Genomic DNA, 25,365 nt, shown 5'->3' with positions numbered 1-25,365 from the left:
GAGGGAGAATGACTCCTAGCTAGCGTGAGGCGGCTATGGCGGCAGCTCAGCCTCCGCCATGGTCTCGCCATCACAATCCCTGGCTGAAAGCAGAGGTCTAGCCTCCGCCAAGGGCCAGGCAATCGCCAGATTCGGATCATCCCAACGGATGCAGCGTTCGTGTTCGACTGCGTAATAGTCAGTGGTCTTGTACAGCACTTCGGCAAACTTGCTGAGCACCAAAAACCCGTGTGCAAAGCCCGGTGGCACCCAGAGTTGCCTGGACTCCCGCGCCGACAATTCGAGCGCAACCGAACGCATGAAATTCGGCGAGGACCGCCGGATATCGACTGCCACATCCCAAATACTGCCACGGACCACCCTCACGAGCTTGCCTTGAGGATGCTTAAGCTGGTAATGCAGGCCGCGAAGCACGTGGCGGACCGAACGCGAGTGGTTGTCCTGTACAAAGCCACCATCAAGGCCAGTTACCTGCTCAAAATCGCGCCTGTTAAAACTTTCGAAAAACAGTCCTCGCGCGTCGGTATGGACTTCCGACTGGATCAGCAGCACTTCTGGCAGAGCAGTCGGGATGACCTTCATGCGAGCTCCTCAACCACATTAGCGACGCCGACTTGCCAATCAGGAGGGTTCAGCCCGAAAGTCCGTCGCAGCTTTGAGGTATCAAGTCGCGAATTCATTGGTCGCCGGGCTGTCTGCTCGTAGGCCGTTGACGCCACAGGCCGGACAGCATTGATGGGTACGCCGGCCAACAGCCCGGTCTTTTGTGCTTGTTCGACGACAAAACAGGCATAACCATGCCAAGAAGTTTCACCAGCGGCAGCGGCATGATAAAGCCCTGCCAATCGTTCGTCCGCGAGAACGCGCGCCAATGCCACCACAGTCAGATCAGCCAGCCAGTTCGCCGCGGTGGGCACACCGAACTGGTCATTGACCACTGTCAGCTGACCATCCTTGCGTAATCTGCGCAGGATTTTCTTCGCAAAATTTTCCCCATGCGCAGCATAAAGCCAGCTCGTTCTGAAGATCAGGTGCCGAGCACAATTTTGCATAACCGACTGGTCGCCGAGCAGCTTGCTAAGACCATAGGCATTCAACGGCCGAGCGGGATCATCCTCAGTCCAGGGCCGCGTCCCACCGCTACCATCAAAAACATAGTCGCTCGAATAATGCACAAACCAGGCACCGGTTTCGCCACAAGATCTAGCCAGCAACGCCGGCGCATCAGCGTTAATCGCACGAGCAATATCGGGTTGGCCCTCGGCCGCATCGACGTCGGTAAAAGCTGCAGCATTAACGACGATATCGGGCATGACTCTGAGCACGGCGCCCCGGATATCGGCGGCGTTAGCAAGATCGCCACCTGATTGCCCCCGCTCGGGTGCAATCACCTCGCCAAACACGGCCAAACTGCGCAAGAGTTCAGCCCCCAGTTGCCCGTTTTTTCCGAACAGCAGTATCTTCAGCATGGACTCAAGCGATATGGATGCGCGCACGCACCGCCTCAAGCCAGACCGGATTATCGAGATACCACTGCACGGTCTGGCGCAGACCAGACTCGAAGCTCTGCTCGGCCTTCCAACCGAGCTCGCGAGTGATCTTGGCCGGATCGATCGCATAGCGGGTATCGTGACCGGGACGGTCGGCAACGCGAGTAATCAGACGGCGGTAACCGCCCAGCTCGAGAGTAGGCCGCAACTCATCGAGCAGATGGCAGATCGCCAATACAACATCGAGGTTGGGTTTCCCATCCCCGGAACCGACATTATAAGTCTCGCCAGGACGGCCGGTTTCAAGCACCAAGCGGATCGCCCGGCAATGATCCTTCACGTATAACCAGTCGCGCACCTGCAGGCCATCGCCATAGACCGGCATCGGCCGGCCTTCGAGCGCAGCGACAATCATGTGGGGAATCAGTTTTTCTGGAAATTGATAAGGCCCATAGTTATTGGCAGAGTTAGTCGTGAGCACCGGCAGCCCCCAGGTCTTATGGCTAGCCCGGACCATGTGGTCGGCAGCCGCCTTGCTCGCGGCATAAGGGCTGTTGGGCTGATAGCGATCGACCTCGCGAAAAGCTGCGGCAGACGAGGCCAGCGAGCCATAGACCTCATCCGTCGAAACCTGCAAAAAACGAAACGCAGCAGCGCTTTCACCTTCAAGCCTCGACCAATAGGCTCGCGCAACCTCTAGCAGCCTGAAGGTTCCAACTATGTTGGTCTGAACGAAATCCTCGGCCGAGTCGATCGAACGGTCGACATGCGACTCCGCCGCAAAATGGACGATCGCGCGCGGCCGGTGCAGTGCGAGCAGACCACCCACCCACTGGCTGTCGGCGATATCGCCATGCGCAAAGATATAGCGGCTATCGCCCTCGAGTCCGCGCAGGTTATCAAGGTTGCCCGCATAGGTGAGCTTGTCGAGATTCAGAATCGGCTCATCGTGCAACGAGAGCCAGTCCAGAATGAAGTTAGCTCCGATAAAGCCGGCTCCGCCAGTGACCAAAATCATGGGATAGTCTTTTTGTGACGGCGCGCATGTGGCAACGGCGCCTGAGGCGAGATTATCCCTCAGCCCGTGGTCGCCACCGGCAAAAAATGGGCCAGGAAAGCGCGGCCCGTTTGAGATCTGGCCAGGAAAACGGTCAGAAATGAATCCCGCGCATCATCTGCTGCATCGCTACCGCTTCAGCCGATAGTTGCGGCTTGGCAACCTTGTCGCCCGGCTTGGCGCCTTTGGCTGCCGAAGAGTCTGGAAACATGCGGAAACTGGTGTTCATGGCAATCTGCGCGATGCGCGGCACCAAGGCATGCATGACCTGGCCGGTGATACCCAGTCGAGTTGCGATGCGGACAGGCTTGGTGATGCAGGCGTCGGCAATCATGTCGGCAGCCTCTTCGGGTGACAGCGTCGGCACGTTGTTGTACAGGTTGGTCGGGGCGATCATGGGCGTGCGCACCAGCGGCATGTTGATGGTGGTAAAGCTGATGCCCACATCGGCAAACTCGCTTGAGGCGCAACGCGTCCAGGCGTCCAGCGCCGCCTTGGAAGCCACATACGCGGAAAATCGCGGTGCATTGGTAAGCACCCCGATGGAGCTGATGTTGACCACATGGCCCTTGCGTTTGGCAGTCATACCGGGCAGCAGACCCATGGTCACGCGCAGGCAGCCAAAGTAATTGAGCTGCATGGTGCGTTCGTAATCGTGAAAACGGTCGTAGCTGGACTCAATGGCGCGACGGATTGAACGCCCTGCGTTGTTGATCAGGAAGTCAACGCCGCCGTGCTTGTCTATCAGTTCCCCGATGAATCGGTCGCAATCAGCCATGTCCGCAATGTCAGCTGGATAAGCGACAAAGTTATAGCCTTTGGCTTTGGCCTCCTTGCAGGCTTCGTCGAGCTTGTCCTGGTCCCGGCCACAGATGATGGTGATGGCGCCTGCCTCGGCAAACTTGTGCGCCGCCGCCAGGCCAATACCCGATGACCCACCGGTGACCAGCACCACCTTGCCGTTGACCGTACCCTTCAGCGAGCGGTCAATGTGCAAATCAGGATCAAGGTGGCGCTCCCAGTAGTCCCAGAGGCGCCAGGCGTAATCCTTGAGGTTGGGGCATTCAATGCCTGAACCCTTCAGCGCCGCCGTCATGTCACGGTTGTCAAAGCGCGTCGGGTAATTGACAAAAGTAAGCATGTCTTCAGGCAGGCCCAGGTCGGCCAGCACGGCGTTGCGGATGCGGCGCACCGGCGCCAACGCCATCAAGCTCTTTTTAACGCCGCGCGGGATAAAACCCAGCAGCGCGGCATTCACAAACAGGTTCATCTTTGGAGCATGCGCGGCACGGCTGAAGATGTCCAGCACGTCGCCAACGCGGTAGCCCACCGGGTCCACCAGATGGAAGCATTTCTTGGCAATGCCTGTCTTGTGGCTGATGTGGTCCAGCGCGTCGACCACAAAGTCCACCGGCACGATATTGACGCGGCCGCCCTCCAGCCCCACGGCGGGCATCCACGGTGGCAACAACTGGCGCATGCGCTGGATCAACTTGAAGAAGTAGTAGGGCCCGTCAATCTTGTCCATTTCGCCAGTGGTGCTGTCCCCAACCACCATGGCCGGCCTGAAGACAGTCCAGGGCACCTTGCACTCCTTGCGCACGATTTTTTCGCTCTCGTGCTTGGTCCGGAAATACGGGTGTTCGTAATTCTCGGCTTCTTCAAACATGTCTTCGCGGAACACACCTTCATAAAGCCCAGCCGCAGCAATGGAGCTGACATGATGGAAGTGGCCGGCCTCAATTGACTTGGCAAACTCCACCGTGTTGCGCGTACCGTCAATGTTGACTGCGATCTGGCTTTCCTCGTCCGCGCCCAGGTCATAGACTGCGGCCAGGTGGTAGAAGTGGCCCACCTGCCCCTTGAGTTTTTTGGTGTCTTCGGCACTGACGCCGAGCTTTTTGCTCGTCAGGTCGCCATGCACGGCGATGGCCCTTGTAGCGCTGACGCCCCAATATTCCCTTAGCGCTGCCACTTTGCCGGCACTTTCCTTGCGAATCAGGAAATGAACGGTCGTCCCTTTTCGTTCCAGGAGTTTTTTCACCAGGCGCTTACCAATGAAGCCAGTGGCTCCGGTGACGAAATAATGCGTTGTCATGGGTGTTGTGTCTTTCGCTGAGCGGCAAATCAAAATATGATTCTTGCTTGAATCAGGGTGCGGGCTATTCAGCAAAAACCCGCGCTCAGCCCATTCCGGCGTGCTTTTCCATAGAGCTGCAACCCTAGCTTTCTAGAAGCCCGCACCTAAACGGCGGCTCGTGCAGGGCTTATATTTTCGGCTGTGCATGGCATGCCCGCCGTGCAGGATTCCATTCCAACCACATCTCTGGAGTACACCATGGTCAAGAAACTGCAAAAAATGAGCGACGATAAAAAATCCGGCCCACAGCTTTCCGGTGCAGTAAAAGAGTCAGCCCAGCAAATCTGGCTGGCCGGCCTGGGCGCTTTCTCCAAGGCACAGGAAGAAGGCGGCAAGGTTTTTGAAACCCTGGTCAAGGAAGGCCTGTCCATCCAGCGCAAAACGCAGGCCGCTGCCGAAGAAAAAATCTCCGAAGCCACCAGCAAGATGGCCAACATGGCGACCGATATCCAGTCCAAGGCCGGCCACCAGTGGGACAAGCTGGAAAACATCTTTGAAGACCGCGTGGCCAAGGCCCTGAACAAACTCGGCGTACCTTCGGCCAAAGACGTGGACGCCCTGATTGCCCGCATTGACGAACTCAACAGGAACGTGCAGAAGATGAGCGTCAAGGCACCTGCGGCAAAAACAGCGGCTAAACCCGCGGCAAAAAAGGCAGCCCGTCCAGCAGCCAAACGCCCGGCTGCCCGCAAAACAGCCTGAGCAGCGCCTGCTTTAAAAAGAAAGAAAGGGACCTGTCGTCCCTTTTTTTACGCCTGCGCTTGCAGCCCACCCCCAATCGCCTGCCCGCGCTTTGCTGCAAAGCAGCAATTTCCAGAACAGCAGCCGTCTACACTTTTAAGCCATGGCCCCTGCAAAGACTTCCAAGAACAAACGCCCCAGCCATAAACCCCGCATCGGCCTGGCCTTGGCCGGTGGTGGTCCCTTGGGCGCCATTTACGAGATAGGTGCGCTCTGCGCACTGGAAGAGTCCCTGCAGGGCCTGTCGTTCACGCAGTTGCACCACTACGTCGGCGTTTCCGCCGGGGGATTCATTGCTGCGGGCCTGGCCAACGGCATGACGCCGCGCGAGCTGTGCGCCGCCTTTATTGAAAACGACAACAAAGCCTCGGAAGTCTTTGACCCCGCCTGGCTGATGGTGCCCGCTTACGGGGAGTTTTTGCGGCGTAGCATCATGCTGCCCGGGCTGGCGGCATCGGCTTTGTGGCGCGCCACCCTGGGGGGCAAATCCCTGTTGAATGCGGCCGAGGCACTCGGACCGGCCCTGCCCACAGGTATTTTTTCCAATGACGAGATCGATACACGCCTGGCCAAACTGTTTTCAAAGCCCGGCCGCACCAACGACTTCCGCAAGCTGGGCGCACGCCTGACCCTCGTGGCCACCAATCTCGACAACGGCGACGCGGCGCCTTTCGGCCAGCCAGGCTGGGACCATGTGCCGATATCCAGGGCCGTGCAGGCCAGCTCCGCGCTGCCTGGCCTGTTCCCCCCAGTGGAAATTGACAACCATTATTTTGTCGATGGTGCCCTCAAAAAGACCATGCACGCCGGCGTGGCGATGGATGAAGGCATGGACCTGATGTTTTGCCTGAACCCGCTGGTGCCCTTCAACGCCACGCGCACGCCGGAGCTGGCCATGAACCAGCGCGTCATGCGCCACGGCCTGCCGCGTGAAAAACAGGCCATCCCGCGCATCATGAGCGGCGGCCTGCCCGCCGTGATGAGCCAGACCTTTCGCGCCATGATCCACTCGCGGCTGGAGCTCGGCATGAAGCACTACGAACACGCCTACCCGGACACCGACATCGTGCTGCTGGAGCCCGACCACCGCGACACCGACATGTTCCTGGCCAACACCTTCAGCTACGGCCAGCGCCGCGAAATGGCCGAGCACGCCTACCAGAAGACCCGACAGATGCTGCGCTCCAGAAAAACCACCCTGTCGGCCAAGCTGGCCCGCCATGGCGTGTCACTGAACATGGAGGTGCTTGACGACCCCAAACGCCACCTGGTGGCCGCACGGCCTGCGGCCACACGCATAGGCCGGGCCATTGCGTCACTCGAAGAGGTCATGGAAGACCTTAGTCACGCGCTGAACCCATCCATGCGCTCTTTCGCCTGAGGCTCCTGGCTGCTCGACTTCCCTAGTTCCCGGCAAATGGCCGCTGGGTTAGAGTGATGCAAAGCTTCCAAAAAAACACGAGGTAGACAACATGGCGAAAAAAGCGCCTCGGCGCACCGCAGAGCGCATCCTGGAAGTCACGCTGGACCTGTTCAACCGCTTTGGCGAGCCCAATGTGTCGACCACGCTGATCTCGGCCGAGCTCGGCATCAGCCCGGGTAACCTGTACTACCACTATCCCGCCAAGGACGAGCTGATCAACTCGCTGTTTGACCGCTATGAACGCGCCCTGAGCGAGCTGCTCAATGCCAGCGACGGCGTGCGCAACGTCGAAGACGCCTGGTTTTTCATGCACACGCTGTTTGAACTGATCTGGCAGTACCGCTTCCTGTACCGCGACCTGAACGACCTTCTGAGCAAAAACCGCCGGCTGGAAACCCACTTCCAGTGGGTGCTGAAAAACAAGACCCGCTCCGTCAAGGCACTGCTGGACGGCATGAGCCGCTCCGGCGCCATGTCCATAGATTCACGCGAAGTGGAAGCCACAGCCACCAGCATGGTGGTGGTGCTGACCTACTGGCTGAGCTTCGAGTACGTGCGCGACCCGCGCAATGCACTGGAGCCCGGGAACGCCCAGGCCGCCCTGTTGCGCGGCGCACACCACGTGCTGAACCTGCTGATACCTTACCTGGAACAGGGCCAGCGCATGCACCTGCAGGCGCTGGTAGGCGCCTATAGCACCCCGGCCAACAGCCCTGCCACCAGCGGCAAATAAAACACAGTAGCAAGAAGCACCAGCTGGCTTTTCCGGCCCGGACATCACAAAAGTTAATACCCAAGGAGACACAAAATGGCCAAATGGACTGCATTCCCCCACGCCGGTGACTACACATTTGACGCAGCAAGCCTGAAGAAGAACTGGACCCGCCTGCACCAGGGCGACTGCGAACCCCTGCCAAAGGACGCCGCCGTACTGGAGGCCTGGGTGCTGTTTCATAACGGCGAGTTCCAGAAGGCATTTGACGCAGGCGTCAAGGCTGGTGGCCATGGCCTCACGGTTGCCAACAAGGCCGCCAGCATTTACGCCAATTACCTGGAAACCAAAGAAAAAGCAAAGCTGGAAATGTTCATGGAGGTCGCCGGGCGAGCCGAGGCGCAACAGGCCGATGACCCGAAAAATGCCAATGCCTGGTACTGGCAGGCTTATGCATTGGGCCGCTACGGACAAGGCATCAGCGTGGCCAAGGCGCTGGCCCAGGGCCTTGGCACCAAGGTCAAGAATGCGCTGGAGCAGGCCATCAAGCTGCAGCCCAAACACGCCGACGCCCACATCGCGCTGGCGGCCTTTCATGCCGAAGTCATAGACAAGGTCGGTTCGCTCATTGGCGGCATGACTTACGGCGCCAAGAAGGACACCGGCCTCACGCTGTTCAAGGAAGCCATCAAGCTCAACCCCGGCTCGGCGATTGCGATGGTTGAATACGCCAACGGCATGGTCATGCTCGAAGGCGACAAAAAGATGAAAGACGCCACCAAACTCTACGAACAGGCGGCTACCAGCAAGCCGATGGATGCGGCTGAGCGGCTGGATGTGGAGATGGCCAAGGCGGAGCTGGAAGATTAAAAGCCCCGCCACGCCAATACACAAGGCCCGCACACCGCAAGGTTCGCGGGCTTTTTCAATTTCCCCCGAATATCCGCTATATTTTTGATAGCTGGCTGCGCAGGTATATCGCCGGCCAGAGGCACTTTTCGCACAAAAAAAGGCCTGCGGGCAGGCTTTTGGGCAATACCGGGCGCTTACAAGGCTCATGCTGGACATGGTCAGTTATGCTTAAACCCTGCCCTCCCCCTCACCCAATATGCCTTCTTTTTCCCTGCCAGCGCTGATCAGGCTGATGCGGCCGCACCAGTGGCTGAAAAACGTCTTTGTTTTTGCCGGTCTGGTGTTCAGCCAGTCGTGGCGCGACGGGGCCGTGCTTGAACGCGTGCTGATTGCCTTTGCAGCGTTTTGCTGTGTATCCAGCATGGTCTACATCCTCAACGACTGGCATGACCGCGCCAGCGACGCATTGCACCCCACCAAGCGGCACCGCCCGCTGGCCAGTGGCGCTGTGCCAGTGCCCGTGGGACTGGCACTGACGGTGCTGCTGCTGCTGGCCGGTGTGTGGATAGCGTCCGGCAGCCGTGCTTTGCTGTTCCTCCTGGGCATCTATGTGCTGCTCAACCTGGCCTACTCCTGGCGGCTCAAGCAGGTGCCGGTGGTGGATGTGTCCATCATCGCCTCGGGTTTCATGCTCAGGCTGCTGGCCGGAACCTGGGCGGTCGGCATCCCGCCGTCGCGCTGGCTTCTGCTCACCGGTATTTTTGTGGCGCTGTTTTTGGGCTTTTCCAAACGCAAGGCCGAGAGTTTTCACAGCGAAGCCAGCCAGCGCGCAGTGCTGGCGCATTACCCGGCGGCGTTGCTGGACACCTATATAGCCGTCGCCATGACCGCCACCCTGATCACCTACAGCCTGTTTGCGACCAGCCCGGAAGCGCAGTTCCAGCACGGCGAGCGCCTGCTCTACACCATACCGGTGGTTATTTTCGGCATGCTGCGCTACACCTACCAGGTGCACAGGGGCCGCGGCGAGGACGTCGCGCGCGACCTGCTGCGCGACCCGTGGATCCTGGCCGCAGGCGTGTGCTGGCTGGCGATCTTCCTGAGCCGCTGGCTGTGATGCCCGAGCTTGCGCCAGCAAAAACCAGCCGTTTGCCGGTCAAACAGTTGCTGCTGGTGCTGGGCGTGGTGGCCACGGCTTATGCGCTGGCACTGCTGGTCTGGGGTGACAGCCCCAAAACCTCGCTATCCGTGTTGTGGTCCTGGACCGGCCTGCAGGCCGCTGCCCTGTGTTTGTTCAACTACCTGCTGCGCGGCGTACGCTGGCGTTTGTGGATGGCGCACTATGGGCGCCATTTCGGCTGGCTGGAAGGCTTGCGTTTGTACCTTGCAGGTTATGCATTTACCCCTACCCCCGGCAATATTGGCGAGGCGGTGCGCGGCCTGATGCTGGCGCGCCAACCCCTGGGCACGGCGCAAAGCCTGGCCATTTTTGGTGCCGAACGGCTGGCCGACCTGCTCTGCCTGCTGTTGCTGTGCCTGCCCGTGCTGGGCTGGGCGCTGAGCCTGGGCGCCGTACAGGCGGCACCGAAACTGCTGGCCGGACTTTTGATTGCAGGGGTATTGGTGCTGATGCTCGCGGTGGGCCTGCTTGTCAGGTATCGCCACCGTTTGCGGCAACGCCTGGCCTGGCTACATGAAGCCTGGCGTTGCCTGGCCGTGCGTCCCTGGCGCTGGTTTGCATTGACGCTGCTCGCATGGGCCGCGCAGGGTCTTGCCATGTGGCTGATTTGCCGGGAAATCGACCTGCACCTGCCGGTGTTGACGGCCATGGGCTTTTACGCGGTCGCCATGGTGGCTGGTGCGCTGTCGGCCCTTCCCGCTGGGCTGGGCGGCATGGAAGCCGTGCTGACGGGTTTGCTGGTACTGCAGGGCGCCGCGCCCGGGCAGGCCCTGGGCATCACTGTTATGGTGCGGCTGCTCACGCTATGGCTGGCGGTGGCCATAGGGGTATTGGCCTTGCTTTATAGTGCCGCCATTCGCAAGGACATTAGCCTTTCATGACTCTTGACAAAGACACTGCCAATACCTCCCTGGTGACCCGCTGGCTGCTGGCGGCCGGCCTGGCCTCGCTGCTGCTGCGCTTCTGGATCGCCACCACCTTCCCCATCACCGGCGACGAGGCCTTTTTTTACTGGTGGGGCGTTTATCCGGACTGGGGTTATTCCGACCACCCGCCCATGGTGGGCTGGCTGATTGCGCTGATGCGCGCGACATTCGGCGACAGCCTCTGGTCCATCCGGCTGCCGGTGGTCTTGCTGCCGCTGGGCTTGGGTGCCGCAATGTGGTGGGGGCTTAAAGGCGTTGACAGGGTGCGCGCAGCCTGGGGCGTACTGTTTTTCTGGCTGGCGCCGCTGAACTGGCTCAACACCCTGATCACCACCGACACACCGCTGATTTTCTGGTCCGTTCTATCGGTGGCCGCCCTGATGCGGGCCGAGCGCCGCGAACAGTTGGACCGGGCGGCTTATGGCCTGTATGCGCTGTCCGGGCTGTTTCTGGGCTGCGCGTTTTTGTCCAAATATTTCTCGGTGGTGCTGGGCCTGACCTACCTTGTCTACTTTGCGCTCTACCGCCGCCAGCGGCTGGCGGGTTTTGCCCTGCTGGTGCTGTGCGCCCTGCCCGGCCCGGCCATCAACATTGCCTACAACATGTCGCATGGCTGGTCCAACATCATGTTCAATGTGTACAACCGCAATGAAGCCGAGGTGTTCGAGTGGCGCAAACCGCTGACCTACATCGGAATGATGGTCTACCTCATCACGCCCGCAGCGGCGTGGATGGCCTTCAAATACCGCAAGGCACTGGTTGCCACGGCGCGCGACGCATCCCCGGTGCTGCGCCTGCTTGCCTGCCTGGTGGTGGTGCCGCTGCTGTTTTTTGCGCTGCTGTCTGCCAAGAAGGTCATAGGCCTGCACTGGGTGCTGTCGTTTTATCCCTTCGGTTTTGCACTTCTGGCCTTTGCCCTGCCGCTGGACAAACTAAGGGCAACGGCCATAGGGCTGGCCGTGTTTGCCGGCCTGCACGTGCTGCTGGTGGCCGGCCTGTATACAACCACGCTTGAAACCTGGCGCACGGTTGCGCCTTTGTCCAAGCTCTACCCGCAGGTCATACGCAGCTACAAAACGGCTGAAATCCTCAAGCAGATCGACAGCCCGGGCGTGGTGCTGATGGCAGAGTCCTATACCCCCGCATCGCTTTACGGTTTTGAACGGCGCCAGTACATGCCGGTGTTCGGCGTCGGCCGCTTCCATGCCCGGCAGGACGACATGCTGGTGGACTTTTCGCTCTACCAGGGCAAAACCATTCGCATCATCACCGCAGGGCCGCCTGACCTGGATGAGTTCAAGCCGTATTTTGAGTCTGTGCGCGTGCTCAACTTCATGCAAAACGATGTGCCGTTTTATGCGGTTGAAGGAACAGGCTTCAAATACGAAGCCTACCGCGAAGGGGTGCTGGGCACCATCTTCAAACGCTTCTACAACATACCGAGCGCCCTGCCGATGACGGGTTGCCCGTTTTGCGAACGCTACTGCGGCCAGGTGCGATGCAGCCAGACACCCGCACCGTAGCCGCCTTCGATTTTGACGGCACGCTGACCCGGCGCGACACTTTCATGCCGTTTTTGGTGCGCGGCCTGGGCTGGCCCCGCTTTGCACTGGCCCTGCTCACATGTTCACCCTGGCTGGCCGGGTACGCCCTGCGGCTGGTGCGCAATGATGTGGCCAAACAGCGGCTCATGCTGGCAACGCTCAAGGGGAAAAGCACGGCAGAGATGGATGACTGGACCACGCAATGGCTGGCCCGCGACTTCCCCGGCCAGTTGCGCGAGGATGCGATGGCGCGGCTGGCCTGGCACCAGCAGCAGGGGCATTGCTGTGTGATGGTCAGTGCTTCACCCAACATCTACCTCGCGCGTACAGCCAGGCAACTGGGGTTTGACGCGCTGCTTTGCACGGAGATGGCCGTGGAAGGTGGCCGCCTGAGCGGCCTGATGCGCACGCCCAACTGCCACGGTGAGCAAAAGGTGGTCCGGCTGAAGGCCTGGCTGGCCGGGCGCTTTGGGGCCGATGCTGCAGATAAGCTGACGCTTTATGCCTATGGCGATACGTCCGGGGACAAACCCATGCTGCGTATGGCCCAACATGCATGGTATCGGGGCCAGCCCTGGGCTGAAACGCCTTCACAGCCTTGAACAGGCTGTTCGCCGAACACGGCCCGAGCATCAGGCCCAGGGCCGGCATCCTGCCGCAACCCCGGGCGCACCGTTCTACTTAGAAAGCCCAGCGAACCTTGACCGAAGCGGTCTGGTTGAGAAAGCCGCTGCGGTTCTCCACGTCGTAACGCGCGGCGATCTCCATGCCGCTGCCGGTTTTCCTCACGATGCCAAGTCCAGCGCGCAAGCTCCACGGACTGCTGTCCATGCCGTAAGTCGCAAAGGCTGCATCGGGTGCACCGGCAAAGGCGGCAACGATGGAGGCTTTCTTGCCCAGCATGTCGTAGCCGGCGCCAAGATTGGCGCTGAGCGTGGTCTGGCTGTCCAGGTTGTGCGTCAGCTTGCCATCAACGGCCAGAACCATCTCCTGCGTGCTGCGGCCGGCCACGTTCAGGTTCAGGGCGCCTGCGCCGTTTTCGGCATAGGCACTGTCCTTGATCCGGGTGTAATCCAGCCGCAGGGAGGGCGTGAAAGCCGTGGCGCTGCCCAGCGGCAGGACATAGCCCAGGCCCACGCCTGCATGTGCGGTCCAGCTCTTGTAATCGGCCTGTGCCCGGCTTCCGGTGAAGGCAATCGTGCGGCTGCCCCTGTTGTTGTTCTGGCCTATATCGACCTGGAAGTTCAGCTCGGTGCGCTCGTTCAGGCTGTAGCTGCCGTAACCGAGCAACTGGTACATGTCGACAGCCAGCTGTTGCGGAGCAATGCTGGAGTTTCCATTGACCTGCGATCGGGCATAAGCAAAGCCTACGCCCAGGCGACTACGTTCGTTCAGCGACGCATCGGCGCCCATCACGAAGCCGTTGGTGCCGGCCTTGAAACCCGACACGCCATCGCGATCATCCTGCCTGGCCCAGGAGCCGAAGGGTTTGAACCACAGGTGTTTGTCACTCAAAGCGGCGTCACCCGAGGACAGGCCGCGGTTGGCTTCGATGCGGGCCTGCACCACGCGGTTGATGCCGGAGATCGAGCCGCTGGCCGCCGCCATGGAACCACCATTGAGCAGGGGCAGCGCCTGCGTCACGGCCTGCGACACCGCCTCCTTGCTGGTCAGGCCGACAAACAGATTGCTCACCGGTCCCGTCGGGTTGGCTGCAATCACCTGGTCGAGCACCGTGGCGGCGCCTACGGCAGGCGTGTTGTTGGTCTCCTTCACGCTGCCCAATACGGTGGGGCCGCCGGTGGCCGCCGCAGAAGCAATCGTCAGGTGTACGGCATTGCCTTCTTTGACCGCCCCGAAGTTGAACAGCGTCGAGTTGTCGGTGACGGCAAAAGTGCCGTCACTGTTCAAGGTGGTGGCTGTCAATATGTTCTGCAAGCGCTTGGAGTTGAAGACCTGGTCCTTCCGGGTCACGTCCACGTCGATCCTGGCGTTGCTGCCAAGGTTGACCGTGCCGTTCACCGCCAGCTTGGCATAGGTGGTGTCGTCATTGACACCGACCCGCAAGACGCCGGTGCCGGCCTGGGTGTAGTTGCCCTGGATCGCCGCACTCACGCTGCTACCCAGGCTGAGTATGCCGCTGTTGCTGAAGCCACCCGTGGTTTCGACGCGGGCACCATTGGCAAGTGTTACCGTGCCGCTGTTGCTGAGGCTGCCGGCCGTCAGCCCGGCGGTGGTTGCGAGCACGATGTTGCCGGCATTGGTGACCGTGCCGTCTACGGTCAGCTTTGCAAGGGCGCCGCCATTGCTGCCGACCTGCAACACGCCTGTGCTGGCTTGTATGTAGTTGCCGGTGACGGTTGCCGTCGCGCCGGCAGCGATGCTGACCGTGCTGGCATTGTTGAAGCCGCTGGTGGTCGTGATGTTGGCACCATTGGCCATGGTCACGATGTTGTTGTTGTCGAGCTTGCCTGCGGCCAGCGTGGCGTTGTTGGCTAGCTCCATGATGCCAGCATTGGTAGCTGTGTTGTCGATGCTCAGCTTGGCGGCTGCGCCGCCGCCGATGCGTAGTGTGCCGCTGCCGGCCTGTAGGTAGTTGCCATGAATCGCCGTGGTCGTGCCAGCGTCGACGAGCACCGTGCCGGCATTGCTAAAGCCGTTGCTGCCGACAGTGATGCCCTTGACCAGGTCGCCCGAGGAACTGTTCCCTGCCGTCAGGGTGAACTGCGCGCCCTGGGCGACAGCGAAACCTTTGACGTTGTACGCGTTGTCGTTGCTGAAGGCGGCGCCCGTTGCCACCGTGAAATCAGTGTTGCGTGCATCGACGTCACCGACGTAGCGGGCGCTGCTGCCCTGGGCATACATGGCTGTCAGGGTCGAATCGGCGCTGACCTGCACGGCATATTCGGCGCCATTGATATTGCCGCTGTTGTAGATACTCCCGTTGATCTGTCCGCGCTGCGCCACATTGATGCCCAGCGCGCCATTGCCGATGGTGCCGCCAGTATCGTTGACGATATTGCCGGTGACCTTCGTGCCCGTCCCCGCAACCATGAGGGCGGTTCCAGACCCTCCCCCTGGGCTGGTGACCAGTATCTTGTTGCTGTTATAGATTGCCGTACCATTCGCACCCGCCGTCAGCGTGGCGTTGGTACTCACCGCGATGCCGGAATATTTTCCCGAGATGATGCCGGTGTTGTTGATGCCGTTGGTGATCTCGGCCTGGACCACATCGATACCTGTGGCGCCCAAGCCGACAATGGAGCCACTATTGACGATCCCGCCGAGTTTGCTGCCGTTCGTCATGCGAATGGCGTAAAGGTCATTTCCCTGTATCTTCCCTTCATTGAAAATGCCGCCGGTCATGTTGTTGTTGGTGTACAGGAAGATGCCGATGTTCCCGCTGATCTCGCTGTTGACGCCTTCGTTGCGCAGGCTGCCATTCATGGTCCCGGCCACCGAGTAAAACCCCCAACTGACGGCATTGGTTGCGCTTATCTTGCCCGTGTTGACGATGTTGTCATTGATGGTGGCCTGGGAGAACTGCATGCCATATGTGCCGCCAGTGAGCGCGCCCTGGTTGGCAATGGCGGTAGTGCCGGCCGTGCCGACGGTTGTTCGGTCCAGTTTGATCGCGCTGTCGGTGGCCGTGATGCTGCTGCCGACCCCATTCAAAATACCATTCGAGATCGTGGATAAATTACGGCCGTCTATGCCGTTGGCGTTGGAACCGGTCGCATTGATTTGAGCGCCGTTTACGTTCTGGATCGCCTGCATGTTGGCGCCGGACAAGACCACGCTGCCGGTGATATGGCCGCGGCCCTGGCTACCGTCATTGACAAGCGCGCCGGTAACTCTGGAATTGACCACATAGATAGCCGCGCCATTGCCGGCGGTAGACGACAAGCTGCCCGTGTTGGTGATGTTGCCGGTCAAGGTGCTGCCTGACGCAATTTCGAGGCCGATCGTTCCGGCCGCGCTCACTGTGCCGTTGTTGGTGATGCTGCCGACCGCGCCCGACACCGAAATGGCTTTGACCGTGGTGTCTGTGGCGGAGATCGTGCCCCCGTTGTTGATGGTCACGCTGCCGCCGTTGTTGCTCAGAACACAATTGTCATTGACCGCCTGGGCACCGCTGATGGTGTTGTTGACCACCGTGCATACATTGGCGGCCAGCGCCGGCGTGGCATTGAGCAACAGCATAAGGACGGCAGCGCCGACGGCGCTGCAGGTAGTGGAGGGTTTGCCTCCGCTGGATGCGTTTTCGGGGGTGACGACAAAAGCGGAGCGTGCCTTGCTCCAGGTGATGCGATGTACTCTGTTCATGCTCGATCTATCTCTCTGCGGAAACAGCAGTTCAGACTGCCAAAAAAATTGTTAAGCGCGGAGGTTATCGAGAAATGGACGCGCAGAATTGAGCAAATCTGAGCGATACCTGAGAAAGGGAAAGGGGCTTTCAGCGGCGGCAGAGCGGCACCGCGGAGGCGTCTATCGCATGACGCTTCAGCTCCCCGTCACGATTGCTGGATCAGGCCGTACTGCCCAGAGCGGTCATGGCTGGCGCGTCAGTCACGCTGACCGGTAGCAGCAAGGAAAACGTCACAGTGCCCGATGCCGCATCATTGACCAGCCGCACTTCCCCGCCATGCATGTCGGCGATGCGCCGCACCAGGTACAGGCCCAGTCCGGCACCCGGCTGGTGCTGCGCTGCGCGCCCCCGAAAATATTTCAGGAACAGGCGCGGGATTTCATCCTCTGGAATCGGCTCGCCGGGATTGCTGACGGACAGACAAAGCGCACCATCGCTTTGCGTAGTGGCACTCAGATGGATACCTTGCCCGCCCGTGGCGTGGCGCAGGGCATTGTTCAGCAGGTTGCGCAAGGCCACATGCAACAAGCCCTTGTCACAGACGAATTGCGGCGGCAGCGCCTGCAGCGAAGTGTTGATTCTTTCGCTCGGCCACTCGGCCAGCGCATCGGCGATCAGGCTGCGTGGATCACAGGGCGCCGGCCTGAAGGCGGTGGCGTCCATGCGGTCTGCACTCAGGTATTCATCGACCAGCGCGGCCATGCGGTGGGCCGCATCGCGCATGTTCTGGCAACGCGCCAGCGTTCTGTCGCGTGCGGCGTTCAGGTTTTTGGCAATTTGCTGCGCGGTGGTGGTGATGATGGCCAGCGGTGTCCTGAATTCATGCGACACCATGGCCAGGAAGTCCTGCTGCTCGTCCTTGATCCGGCGCTCGACTTCCAGCGCCTTGCGCAGCTCCACCTCAAGCTGCACGCGCTGGAAAATTTCCTGGTGCAAGTCGTCGGTGCGCCTGGCAACCAGGTTCTCCAGGTTGTCGTTCAGGTCCCGCACTGCGCGCACCGTTTCAGCCTGCGCCAGTTCCTTGTCGCGCCGCAAGCCGTCATAACGCAGGTTCAGGCGCACACTCATCAGCACCATGTGCAGGAGCGCACCTATCGTCGACGCATGGTGGGTCCAGAAGTTGGACGGTACCACCTCCAGGTTTCGCAGGAAGCTGATGATCACCCCCGCATAAAAGATACCAAAGGCCAGAAGAAAAAAGCGCGCAGCTTTTTGTCCACGCACGGCAAGCCAGGACGCCAGGCTCATGATCACCACGATATTGGCCATCGCCACCAGCTGGCCCAATATGACGCCGGGGGCGAAGTGCCCGCCGAGAACCAGGCCGATGCCAGCCAGGGCGATCAGGTCGGCGCTGACCAGTACCACTCGATTGAATCTTGGCCATAAGGTCGACAAACCCAGCTGCTGCAACGAAAAATGCACGCCCACGGCCAGGCTGGCGCAGATCGACACGCCAAGCAGCGGATCGGAAAATCCGACCGGCAAATCGAGCAACTGCTGGGGAATGGCGGTGGTCAGCAGCTCCGTCAGGGTGGTGTTCAGGACATAGAGGAAATACCAGCCGCTTTGGGCCTCCCTGGTCATGCGCCAGAAAAAGACATGCAGCAGGATAAGCAGGAAAAAACAGCCGAAATACAGGCCGTAATAAAAGTATTCCTGCCGCGAAAAGTCGTCGAAATCGGCGTGCGGCCAGAGCTCCAGGTCTGTGGCCATGGCATTTTTGCCTTGCAGCCGGACCAGCCATATCTCGTGCCCGCTCGTCTCCATGCGGGTCCGAAAGACAACGCTGCGGGCCTTCACGGGCCAACTGGCGCGCCCGAGGTTTTCGCCGGCCACCTGCTCCGACCAGCCCAGGGCGCCGTCCGGCCGGTACAGGCGAACATCGTCGAGCAAGGCGTTGGTGAAACGCAGCACCCATTCTTTCGGTGCGTCCGGGTGGCGCTCCACCACCAGCCGCAGCCAGAGGGCGTCCGCGGTGTACCCAGCGCTGAGCGCACCCGGCAAGGCTTGCCAGCGCGTTGAGGTCATCGCCTCGTCGGCCGTCATGCGACCACTGGCGTCGCGCAGCAGGCTCAAATGGCCGCGGCCCTTGAGTTGGGGCGTGTCCGGCTGCAGGCTCAGCGCGGATTGCGCCAATGTGGACAGGGGCAGCAGGAAGGCGAGGACAAACAGGACAAGGCGTAGACATTTCATGGCGGGCGAGAGCGTAGCACGCCGCATGACGGGGAATGGCCGCGCTGTGTTTGCTCAGAAACGCTCAGATAGGCACCTGATGGCATCGGCTATCCTCACGCGATGCAAAACCTGATGTTGCTTGAAGACGAGATTATCCTGAGGCAGGAGCTTGCCGAATTTCTGACGGACATCGGTTACCAGGTTGATGCCGTCGCCAGCCTGGCCGAATTTCACCAGATGTACGACCCGGCCATCCACCGCATCGCGGTCATCGACCTGACCCTGCCCGACGGTGATGGCATGGCGTTGATACGGCAGTTGCGCGAGCAGGGCCAGCAGATAGGCATCGTCGTGCTGACCGCGCGCCGAACCACACCCGACAAGGTGGCCGGGCTGGGCGACGGCGCAGATTATTACCTGACAAAAACCGCGGACCTGGACGAACTGGCCGCCACGCTCGCCGCGCTCACACGCCGCCTGGGCGAGCCCGAGCCCAGCGGGCTTTGGGTGCTGGAACTGGGGCCGCGCCGCCTGCTGCCGCCGGGTTTTCCGGCGATTGCCTTGTCCCATCAAGACGTGACTGTGCTGCATACTCTGATGGCGGAGCCGGGGAAAATCATCAGCCGCCAGGAGATTGTCAATGCACTGGGCGAGGATTTCATGCAGTATGACCAACGCCGGCTGGACACCCAGATGCGGCGCCTGCGCCGCAAGGCCGAGGAGGCGACCGGCGTTGAATTGCCGGTCAATACTGCGCGCAATGCGGGTTATCGCTTTTTTGCCGAGGCAGAAATCCGGAGTTGAGGAAAGGCCTCCGCCGAAATGAGTCCAGGGCCGGCGGCAGCAGGCGAAATGCTACAAAATAAATAGCTGCCTGCGCTCACCCACATTGCCACGCAGGCCCTATTCTCGTATTTTTCCTTGCGAATCAATCAGGCTAAGCTCAACCAGCTTGGACGCCACCCTGTCCTGCGTGAAGTGAATCCGGAAACCGCCCACGCTGACCTCGTCCATTCCGTCAATCGACTTCCTCAGCTTGGCCCGCGTCGGGTCTTTCGGAATACGCCGCAAGGCTTCGGTGTAGGTCCGCGCGGCGATATAGCCTTCCAGCATGTAGACATTGGACCTGCCCATCTTCGCCTCCAGCATGTCGGCGTGCAGGTCACGCACCACCGCCAGTTTCAGGTTGTCGCTGCGCGGCACCACACGCACCACCACCACCCCGGCCCCCACCGCGCCAAGTTGCTCGGCCAGCAGGCTTTCACCGGTATTCGAATAACCGTAGATAGGGCCACGAAAACCCTTGCCGCGCAGTTCACGAATCGCGGCGGCGGCGGCGCGGGCATCGCCTATGAGCAGCACCGACTCGGGCTGGGCAGCCAGTGCCTTGGCAGTGTCGGTGATGGGCGCGCGCGCCACCAGGTTGGCGCGGCCCTGCATGGTGCGTTCGGAGGCGTCGAGTGCCGCCAGTGACTCGCCATCGGCAGCGTAAAGAATCGCCAGCTTGCGCGCGCCCAGGGTTTCTGCATGCCGCAGGATGGCGGCGGCTTCCTCTGAATAACCGGGGCGAATGGTGTAGATGTTCGGGTACGCCCAGCCGCGAAACTCGTCGGCAGCGGACATCGGGGCGAACAGTATGACGTCACTGTCCTTGATGGCCGGATACGCAGCCGTGACCTGCGGCGAGCCGTAGTACCCGAACAGGGAAAATACACCCTGCGCCAGCAGCTTCTGCGTGTTGGCCAGGGTCGTGGCCGGGTTGCCGGCATCATCAAGGGTGACGAGCTCCACCTTGCGGCCGTTGATACCACCGCCTGCGTTTACGCGGTCAAAGAACAGCTTTGCACCCTGCGCAAACGGTGCGCCCAATGACGCCGCCAGCCCGGTCAGGGCCACCGACTGGCCGATCACGATGGTCGACTTGCTGACGCCGTCCTGGCTTTGGGCCGCCGCGCCAGCCAGTGAAAGGACCGCTACGATGAGGGCTCTCGCCAAGCCATGAAATGCAGGAACCCCGGTTTTAAGTGTTGTCATCTTGTCTCCTGTCGCCAAGTGTTCTGATCATTGTCAATATAGAGTCCGTTCATGCGTAATACCATCAGCATCTCCCCTAGCGTCAGTTTCGTGCAAGGTGAGGGCCAGCTCACCCGGGTGCTGGGCGCCTGCCCGCACGACTGCCCCGACACCTGCTCGCTGCTGACAACGGTGGAGAACGGCGTGGCCACACGGGTACAGGGCAACCCGGACCACCCGCAGACTGGCGGTGTGCTGTGCAATAAGGTGTCGCGTTACACCGAGCGCACCTACCACCCTGAACGCCTGCTGCAGCCGCTCAAACGTGTAGGTCCCAAGGGATCGGGCCGGTTTGAGCCCGTCAGCTGGGACGCGGCGCTCACCGACATAAGCGCGCGCCTCAAGGCCATCGCAGCGCGCAACCCCGAGGCCATCGTTCCCTACAGCTATGCCGGCACCATGGGCCAGGTACAAAGTGAAAGCATGGCCGGGCGCTTTTTCAACCGGCTCGGCGCGTCCTTCCTGGACCGCACCATCTGCTCTACCGCCGGCGGCGAGGGCCTGAGGCAGACACTGGGCGGCAAGGTCGGCATGCGGGTGGAGTTTTTTGCCGAATCAAAACTCATCATCATCTGGGGCAGCAACTCGATAGGCAGCAACCTGCACTTCTGGCGCTACGCTAGCCAGGCCAAACGCGGCGGTGCCAGGCTGGTGTGCATAGACCCGCGCAAAAGCGAAACCGCCGAAAAATGCCATGAGCACATTGCCTTGCTGCCAGGCACCGATGCTGCCCTTGCGCTGGCACTGATGCATGAACTGATTACCCATGACTGGCTGGACCACGATTACATAGCGCAGCACACGGTGGGCTGGCAGTCCCTGCGTGAACGTGCCCTGCAATGGAACCCGGAGCGGGCAGCCGCCATTTGCGGCGTGCCGGTGGAGCAAATCAAAAACCTGGCACGTGACTACGGCCAGTGCCTGGTCAATAAACAAGCTGCAGCCATCCGCATGAATTACGGCATGCAGCGCGTGCGCGGCGGCGGCAATGCAGCGCGCGCCATTGCCTGCCTGCCGGCACTGACCGGCGCCTGGCGGCATCGCGCGGGCGGTGTGCTGCTCAGCAGTTCGGGCTTGTTCCCGGTAGACCAGGCTGCGCTGCAGCGGCCCGACCTGCTGGCCGGGCGCCAGCCGCGCACCATCAACATGGTCACCATAGGCAATGATTTGCTGGCAGAAACATCACCAGCCTTCGGCCCCAAAATCGAAGCGCTGATCGTCTACAACAGCAACCCGGTGGCCGTCGCGCCTGAATCGGGCAAGGTGGTGCAGGGTTTTGCGCGCGAAGACCTGTTTACCGTGGTGCTGGAGCATTTCCAGACCGACACTGCCGACTATGCCGACTACATCCTGCCGGCCACTACACAGCTGGAGCACTGGGATGTGCACAGCGCCTATGGCCACACCGACGCCTTGCTGAACCGCCCGGCCATCGCGCCGCTGGGCCAGGCCAAATCCAATGCACAGATTTTTCGCGAACTTGCGGCACACATGGGTTTTACCGAGCCGTGTTTTTCCGACAGTGACGAAACCCTGGGCCGCGCGGTTTTTGGCGACAAGGTCGACTTCAATGAACTGCTGGACAAAGGTTTTACAACACTGAACCTGCCGGATGCGCCCTATGCAGAAGGAAACTTTCCAACACCTTCAGGCAAATGCGAATTTTTCAGCGAACGGCTTGCCGCGCAAGGCCTGGATGGCCTGCCCGACCATCTGCCCAATTACGAAACCCTGGGCACATCCGCAGAGTTCCCGCTGGCGATGATCTCGCCCCCCGCCCGTAACTTCCTGAACTCCAGTTTTGTCAATGTCAAAAGCCTGCGCGACATTGAGGGCGAGCCGGTGCTGGAAATCCATGCGCAGGATGCCGCCGCGCGCGGCATCACCAACGGCGAGACCGTGCGGGTCTTCAACCAGCGTGGCGACTACCTTGTCAAAGCCGAAGTCTCTGCGCGCGCCCGGCCCGGCGTGGTCAACGGCATGGGCATCTGGTGGCGCAAGCTGGGGTTGGACGGCACCAACGTCAACCAGCTCACCAGCCAGCACCTGACCGACCTGGGGCGCGGGCCGGTGTTTTACGACTGTCTGGTGGAGGTCGCACCGGCAGCGCAGCCGACTGAGCAAAACGCGTGAGCCCAAGCATCGCATTCTCTGTTGCAAGAAGCGCACTGGCTGCCATCGCAGCGGCGCTGCTCCTGCCCGGCTGCACCAGCGCCGGCTACTACTGGCAGTCGGTCAGCGGCCACATGCAGATGCTGAACAGCGCCCGCCCCGTGGACGACTGGCTGGCCGATGCACAAGCCCCGGAACGCCTCAAGGCCAGGCTGATCCTGAGCCAGCGCATTCGCAACTTCGCGGTCACGGAACTGAGGCTGCCCGACAACGCCAGCTACCACCGTTACGCCGACCTGCACCGCAGCGCCGTGGTGTGGAACGTGGTGGCGGCACCCGAGCTTTCGCTCACGCTCAAGACCTGGTGTTTCCCGGTCGCAGGCTGCGTCGGCTACCGGGGTTATTTCAGTGAGGCCGATGCACGCGCCGAGGCCAGCAGGTTGAAAGCCGAAGGTCTGGAGGTCAGCGTTTACGGTGTACCCGCCTACTCCACGCTGGGCTGGATGAACTGGGCCGGTGGCGACCCGCTGCTCAACACCTTCATCAATTACCCGGAAGGCGAACTGGCGCGCATCATCTTCCATGAGCTGGCGCACCAGGTGGTCTACGCCGGCGGCGACACCCAGTTCAACGAGTCCTTTGCCACCACTGTCGAACGCCTGGGCAGCCAGCGCTGGCTGGCCACCCAGGCCGGCGAGGCAGCGCGCCAGGACTACGCCGTGCTGGACAAGCGCCGCCGGGAATTCCGGACACTGGCACTCGACACACGCCGCGAACTGGCCGGTATTTATGAACAAAAAGAGTCTGCAGCCGGCGACAGGCGCGCACAAGCAGCTATCAAAATTGAAGCAAAAAACATCGCGATGCAACGCTTCCGGGACAGCTATGCCAAGCTCAAGGCTTCCTGGGGCGGCTTTTCGGGCTACGACCTGTGGGTGGCCAACGCCAACAATGCGGCCTTCGGTGCGCAGGCCGCCTATGATGAACTGGTGCCCGGATTTGAAGCGCTGTTTGCGCGCGAGTCCGGGGACTGGCAACGGTTTTATGATGCGGTGAAGCGGCTGGCCAGCTTGCCCAAAGACGAGCGGCAAAAGGCGCTAAAAACCGGCAGTACAAACCAGCAACACGAATAAACGAGGAGATCCCATGGCCGACATCCAGATCGAGCGCCAGCACGGCATGAGCATGGCGCAGGCGCGCAAGGCAGCATTCAAGTGGGCCGAGCAGGCCGAAGAAAAGTTCGACATGGAGTGCACCTACGAAGAGGGCACAACCTCCGACGAAGTGAGTTTCACGCGTTCAGGCGTCAGCGGCACGCTGACAGTGACCAAGGACAGCTTCGAGCTGCAGGCAAAGCTCGGTTTCCTGCTCGGCGCCTTCAAGGACAAGATCGAGGACGAGATCGTCAAGAACCTCGATACGCTGATTGCAAAAAGCGGGGCCGCTGCCCAAAAAAGCCCCCACGCTGCGGCAAAAAAAGCTCCGGCCAATAAGGCCGCCGCGAAAAAGGAAGCCTGAGGCGTGGGTCCTCACTCTTCACCAGTCGGGGCCGCGGAACCGGCTTTGCCGGGCCGCAGGCGCAGCGCCCCCTCGGTGGGCAGCGCAGTACACAAAATGACAAGCGTGGGGGCCCTATGAACCTGGCCAGGTTTGACCTGGTCTCCATACGCCTGGCCGTGGCCTGCGCCCAGACCGGCAGCCTGACGGCAGCCGCACGCAATTCGCACCTGGCGCTGGCGGCCGCCAGCCGGCGCATCCGCGAGCTGGAAAACGCCCTGGGCGACACCCTGTTTGAGCGCCACACGCGCGGCCTGCTGCCCACACCGGCCGGCCGTGTGTTTGTCAAGCATGGGCTTGCCCTGCTGCAGACCATGGAGCAGCTGGGCGGCGAGCTGTCCGATTTGCGGCAGGGCATTGCCCGGCACATACGCCTGTGCGCCAGCAGCGCCGCCATCAGCCAGTTCCTGCCGCCGCTACTGGTGCGCTATGGGGACATGCACCCGCAGATACGGCTGGACCTTGAGGAGCAGGTTTCGCACGCCGTGGTGTCCACGCTGCGCGAAGGCCGGGCGGATGTGGCGGTGTTTGTGGAGGGGCCGGACACCGCGGGGCTGGACACGCACGTTTTTCGCCGTGACGAGCTGGTGGTGGTTTTGCCGGCCTCTCACCGCTTCGCCAAGGGCAAAAAGCCGATTGCATTTGCCGACCTGCTGGACGAGGAATGGATCAGCCTGACCAGCGGCGCGGCGGTGCTGCAAAAGCAGCAGGAAGCAGCCCTTGCCGCCGGCCGGCCGCTCAAGCTGCGCATGCAGGTGCGCAGTTTTGACGCGGTGTGCAACCTGGTGGCCTCCGGGCTGGGAATTGCGATATTGCCCATAGGCGCCGGGCTGTCGACCAGCTCGCCCATCAAGCTTTGCCGCCGCCCCCTGGCAGACGCCTGGGCCAAACGCCGCCTGCTGGTGGCCACGCCCGAAGGCCAGCGCGATACGGCGATTGCCTCACTGGTTGACTTCCTGGTCCAGCCTTCGCAAATTGCGAAGGCGAAACAACGCAAACAGTAATGGACGC

At 61.1% G+C, this 25,365-nt stretch carries 20 protein-coding genes; 13 read left to right on the top strand and 7 right to left on the bottom strand.

The features are described 5' to 3' along the window. Window positions 1-33: 33 nt before the first annotated feature. The 4 genes from rfbC to ACFQND_RS18235 form a co-directional block, all read right to left on the bottom strand. Entirely contained in the window at window positions 34-582 is a 549-nt protein-coding gene (rfbC, locus tag ACFQND_RS18250) for a dTDP-4-dehydrorhamnose 3,5-epimerase (RefSeq protein WP_371436916.1), read from the bottom strand. Further along, on the bottom strand, window positions 579-1,469 hold the full coding sequence (gene rfbD, locus ACFQND_RS18245) for a dTDP-4-dehydrorhamnose reductase (RefSeq protein WP_371436915.1): 891 nt from the start codon (window positions 1,467-1,469) through the stop codon (window positions 579-581). Before rfbD ends, rfbC begins: the two co-directional genes overlap by 4 nt. A gap of 4 nt (window positions 1,470-1,473) precedes the next feature. Continuing rightward, window positions 1,474-2,508: a dTDP-glucose 4,6-dehydratase gene (gene rfbB / locus ACFQND_RS18240; RefSeq protein WP_371436914.1), complete on the bottom strand. Its 1,035-nt coding sequence runs from the start codon at window positions 2,506-2,508 to the stop codon at window positions 1,474-1,476. Window positions 2,509-2,641: 133 nt separating this feature from the next. Beyond that, the gene (locus ACFQND_RS18235) at window positions 2,642-4,645 is read right to left on the bottom strand and encodes an SDR family oxidoreductase (RefSeq protein WP_371436913.1); all 2,004 of its coding nucleotides are present in this window, start codon (window positions 4,643-4,645) and stop codon (window positions 2,642-2,644) included. 240 nt (window positions 4,646-4,885) lie between these two features. On the opposite strand from ACFQND_RS18235, the gene ACFQND_RS18230 reads away from it, so the two are divergent. The 8 genes from ACFQND_RS18230 to ACFQND_RS18195 all read left to right on the top strand — a co-directional run bounded on the left by ACFQND_RS18230 (window position 4,886) and on the right by ACFQND_RS18195 (window position 12,667). Further along, the gene (locus ACFQND_RS18230; RefSeq protein WP_371436912.1) at window positions 4,886-5,389 is read left to right on the top strand and encodes a phasin family protein; all 504 of its coding nucleotides are present in this window, start codon (window positions 4,886-4,888) and stop codon (window positions 5,387-5,389) included. A 142-nt stretch (window positions 5,390-5,531) separates the two neighbouring features. Next, a complete protein-coding gene (locus ACFQND_RS18225; RefSeq protein WP_371436911.1) occupies window positions 5,532-6,809 on the top strand; it encodes a patatin-like phospholipase family protein in 1,278 nt (425 codons plus the stop codon). Between the two features lie 91 nt (window positions 6,810-6,900). Then, a complete protein-coding gene (locus ACFQND_RS18220; RefSeq protein WP_371436910.1) occupies window positions 6,901-7,584 on the top strand; it encodes a TetR/AcrR family transcriptional regulator in 684 nt (227 codons plus the stop codon). A gap of 75 nt (window positions 7,585-7,659) precedes the next feature. Beyond that, window positions 7,660-8,433 (top strand): tetratricopeptide repeat protein, encoded by a 774-nt coding sequence (locus ACFQND_RS18215; protein WP_371436909.1) that lies wholly within the window; start codon window positions 7,660-7,662, stop codon window positions 8,431-8,433. A gap of 238 nt (window positions 8,434-8,671) precedes the next feature. Then, entirely contained in the window at window positions 8,672-9,532 is an 861-nt protein-coding gene (locus tag ACFQND_RS18210; protein WP_371436908.1) for a decaprenyl-phosphate phosphoribosyltransferase, read from the top strand. After that, the gene (locus ACFQND_RS18205; RefSeq protein WP_371436907.1) at window positions 9,475-10,476 is read left to right on the top strand and encodes a lysylphosphatidylglycerol synthase transmembrane domain-containing protein; all 1,002 of its coding nucleotides are present in this window, start codon (window positions 9,475-9,477) and stop codon (window positions 10,474-10,476) included. Before ACFQND_RS18210 ends, ACFQND_RS18205 begins: the two co-directional genes overlap by 58 nt. Then, a complete protein-coding gene (locus ACFQND_RS18200; RefSeq protein WP_371436906.1) occupies window positions 10,473-12,044 on the top strand; it encodes an ArnT family glycosyltransferase in 1,572 nt (523 codons plus the stop codon). Before ACFQND_RS18205 ends, ACFQND_RS18200 begins: the two co-directional genes overlap by 4 nt. Next, window positions 12,020-12,667, top strand: a complete 648-nt coding sequence (locus ACFQND_RS18195; RefSeq protein WP_371436905.1) for an HAD family hydrolase — start codon at window positions 12,020-12,022, stop codon at window positions 12,665-12,667. The genes ACFQND_RS18200 and ACFQND_RS18195 overlap by 25 nt, the downstream gene beginning before the upstream one ends. Before the next feature lie 79 nt (window positions 12,668-12,746). Here the strand turns inward: ACFQND_RS18195 and ACFQND_RS18190 are convergent, their stop codons facing one another. Continuing rightward, complete coding sequence (locus tag ACFQND_RS18190; RefSeq protein ID WP_371436904.1) at window positions 12,747-16,391, bottom strand: autotransporter domain-containing protein; 3,645 nt, start codon at window positions 16,389-16,391, stop codon at window positions 12,747-12,749. A gap of 202 nt (window positions 16,392-16,593) precedes the next feature. Further along, window positions 16,594-18,630 (bottom strand): sensor histidine kinase, encoded by a 2,037-nt coding sequence (locus ACFQND_RS18185; RefSeq protein ID WP_371436903.1) that lies wholly within the window; start codon window positions 18,628-18,630, stop codon window positions 16,594-16,596. A 102-nt stretch (window positions 18,631-18,732) separates the two neighbouring features. Between ACFQND_RS18185 and ACFQND_RS18180 the strand changes: the two genes are divergently transcribed. Further along, window positions 18,733-19,416: a response regulator transcription factor gene (locus tag ACFQND_RS18180; protein WP_371436902.1), complete on the top strand. Its 684-nt coding sequence runs from the start codon at window positions 18,733-18,735 to the stop codon at window positions 19,414-19,416. 99 nt (window positions 19,417-19,515) lie between these two features. On the opposite strand, the gene ACFQND_RS18175 is transcribed toward ACFQND_RS18180, so the two are convergent. Further along, complete coding sequence (locus ACFQND_RS18175) at window positions 19,516-20,646, bottom strand: ABC transporter substrate-binding protein (protein WP_371436901.1); 1,131 nt, start codon at window positions 20,644-20,646, stop codon at window positions 19,516-19,518. A 51-nt stretch (window positions 20,647-20,697) separates the two neighbouring features. Here ACFQND_RS18175 and ACFQND_RS18170 point away from each other — a divergent pair, with 51 nt between their 5' ends. The 4 genes from ACFQND_RS18170 (at window position 20,698) to ACFQND_RS18155 (ending at window position 25,358) form a co-directional block, all read left to right on the top strand. Continuing rightward, on the top strand, window positions 20,698-22,818 hold the full coding sequence (locus ACFQND_RS18170) for a molybdopterin-containing oxidoreductase family protein (protein ID WP_371436900.1): 2,121 nt from the start codon (window positions 20,698-20,700) through the stop codon (window positions 22,816-22,818). Then, window positions 22,815-23,930 (top strand): aminopeptidase, encoded by a 1,116-nt coding sequence (locus tag ACFQND_RS18165; RefSeq protein WP_371436899.1) that lies wholly within the window; start codon window positions 22,815-22,817, stop codon window positions 23,928-23,930. Before ACFQND_RS18170 ends, ACFQND_RS18165 begins: the two co-directional genes overlap by 4 nt. Before the next feature lie 13 nt (window positions 23,931-23,943). Continuing rightward, the gene (locus ACFQND_RS18160; RefSeq protein ID WP_371436898.1) at window positions 23,944-24,315 is read left to right on the top strand and encodes a polyhydroxyalkanoic acid system family protein; all 372 of its coding nucleotides are present in this window, start codon (window positions 23,944-23,946) and stop codon (window positions 24,313-24,315) included. A 116-nt stretch (window positions 24,316-24,431) separates the two neighbouring features. Beyond that, window positions 24,432-25,358: a LysR family transcriptional regulator gene (locus ACFQND_RS18155; RefSeq protein WP_371436897.1), complete on the top strand. Its 927-nt coding sequence runs from the start codon at window positions 24,432-24,434 to the stop codon at window positions 25,356-25,358. The last annotated feature ends 7 nt before the right edge of the window (window positions 25,359-25,365 follow it).

Source organism: Polaromonas aquatica, assembly GCF_042659145.1.
Classification (GTDB): Bacteria; Pseudomonadota; Gammaproteobacteria; order Burkholderiales; family Burkholderiaceae_C; genus Polaromonas; species Polaromonas aquatica.
The sequence above is the reverse complement of the archived record's forward strand: the minus strand, read 5'-3'. Positions and strand labels throughout refer to the sequence as shown.

Coding starts and splice junctions, on each gene's coding strand:
- rfbC (WP_371436916.1), bottom strand. CDS start 582: ATGAAGGTCATCCCGACTGCTCTGCCAGAAGTGCTGCTGATCCAGTCG.
- rfbD (WP_371436915.1), bottom strand. CDS start 1,469: ATGCTGAAGATACTGCTGTTCGGAAAAAACGGGCAACTGGGGGCTGAA.
- rfbB (WP_371436914.1), bottom strand. CDS start 2,508: ATGATTTTGGTCACTGGCGGAGCCGGCTTTATCGGAGCTAACTTCATT.
- ACFQND_RS18235 (WP_371436913.1), bottom strand. CDS start 4,645: ATGACAACGCATTATTTCGTCACCGGAGCCACTGGCTTCATTGGTAAG.
- ACFQND_RS18230 (WP_371436912.1), top strand. CDS start 4,886: ATGGTCAAGAAACTGCAAAAAATGAGCGACGATAAAAAATCCGGCCCA.
- ACFQND_RS18225 (WP_371436911.1), top strand. CDS start 5,532: ATGGCCCCTGCAAAGACTTCCAAGAACAAACGCCCCAGCCATAAACCC.
- ACFQND_RS18220 (WP_371436910.1), top strand. CDS start 6,901: ATGGCGAAAAAAGCGCCTCGGCGCACCGCAGAGCGCATCCTGGAAGTC.
- ACFQND_RS18215 (WP_371436909.1), top strand. CDS start 7,660: ATGGCCAAATGGACTGCATTCCCCCACGCCGGTGACTACACATTTGAC.
- ACFQND_RS18210 (WP_371436908.1), top strand. CDS start 8,672: ATGCCTTCTTTTTCCCTGCCAGCGCTGATCAGGCTGATGCGGCCGCAC.
- ACFQND_RS18200 (WP_371436906.1), top strand. CDS start 10,473: ATGACTCTTGACAAAGACACTGCCAATACCTCCCTGGTGACCCGCTGG.
- ACFQND_RS18195 (WP_371436905.1), top strand. CDS start 12,020: ATGCAGCCAGACACCCGCACCGTAGCCGCCTTCGATTTTGACGGCACG.
- ACFQND_RS18190 (WP_371436904.1), bottom strand. CDS start 16,391: ATGAACAGAGTACATCGCATCACCTGGAGCAAGGCACGCTCCGCTTTT.
- ACFQND_RS18185 (WP_371436903.1), bottom strand. CDS start 18,630: ATGAAATGTCTACGCCTTGTCCTGTTTGTCCTCGCCTTCCTGCTGCCC.
- ACFQND_RS18180 (WP_371436902.1), top strand. CDS start 18,733: ATGCAAAACCTGATGTTGCTTGAAGACGAGATTATCCTGAGGCAGGAG.
- ACFQND_RS18175 (WP_371436901.1), bottom strand. CDS start 20,646: ATGACAACACTTAAAACCGGGGTTCCTGCATTTCATGGCTTGGCGAGA.
- ACFQND_RS18170 (WP_371436900.1), top strand. CDS start 20,698: ATGCGTAATACCATCAGCATCTCCCCTAGCGTCAGTTTCGTGCAAGGT.
- ACFQND_RS18160 (WP_371436898.1), top strand. CDS start 23,944: ATGGCCGACATCCAGATCGAGCGCCAGCACGGCATGAGCATGGCGCAG.
- ACFQND_RS18155 (WP_371436897.1), top strand. CDS start 24,432: ATGAACCTGGCCAGGTTTGACCTGGTCTCCATACGCCTGGCCGTGGCC.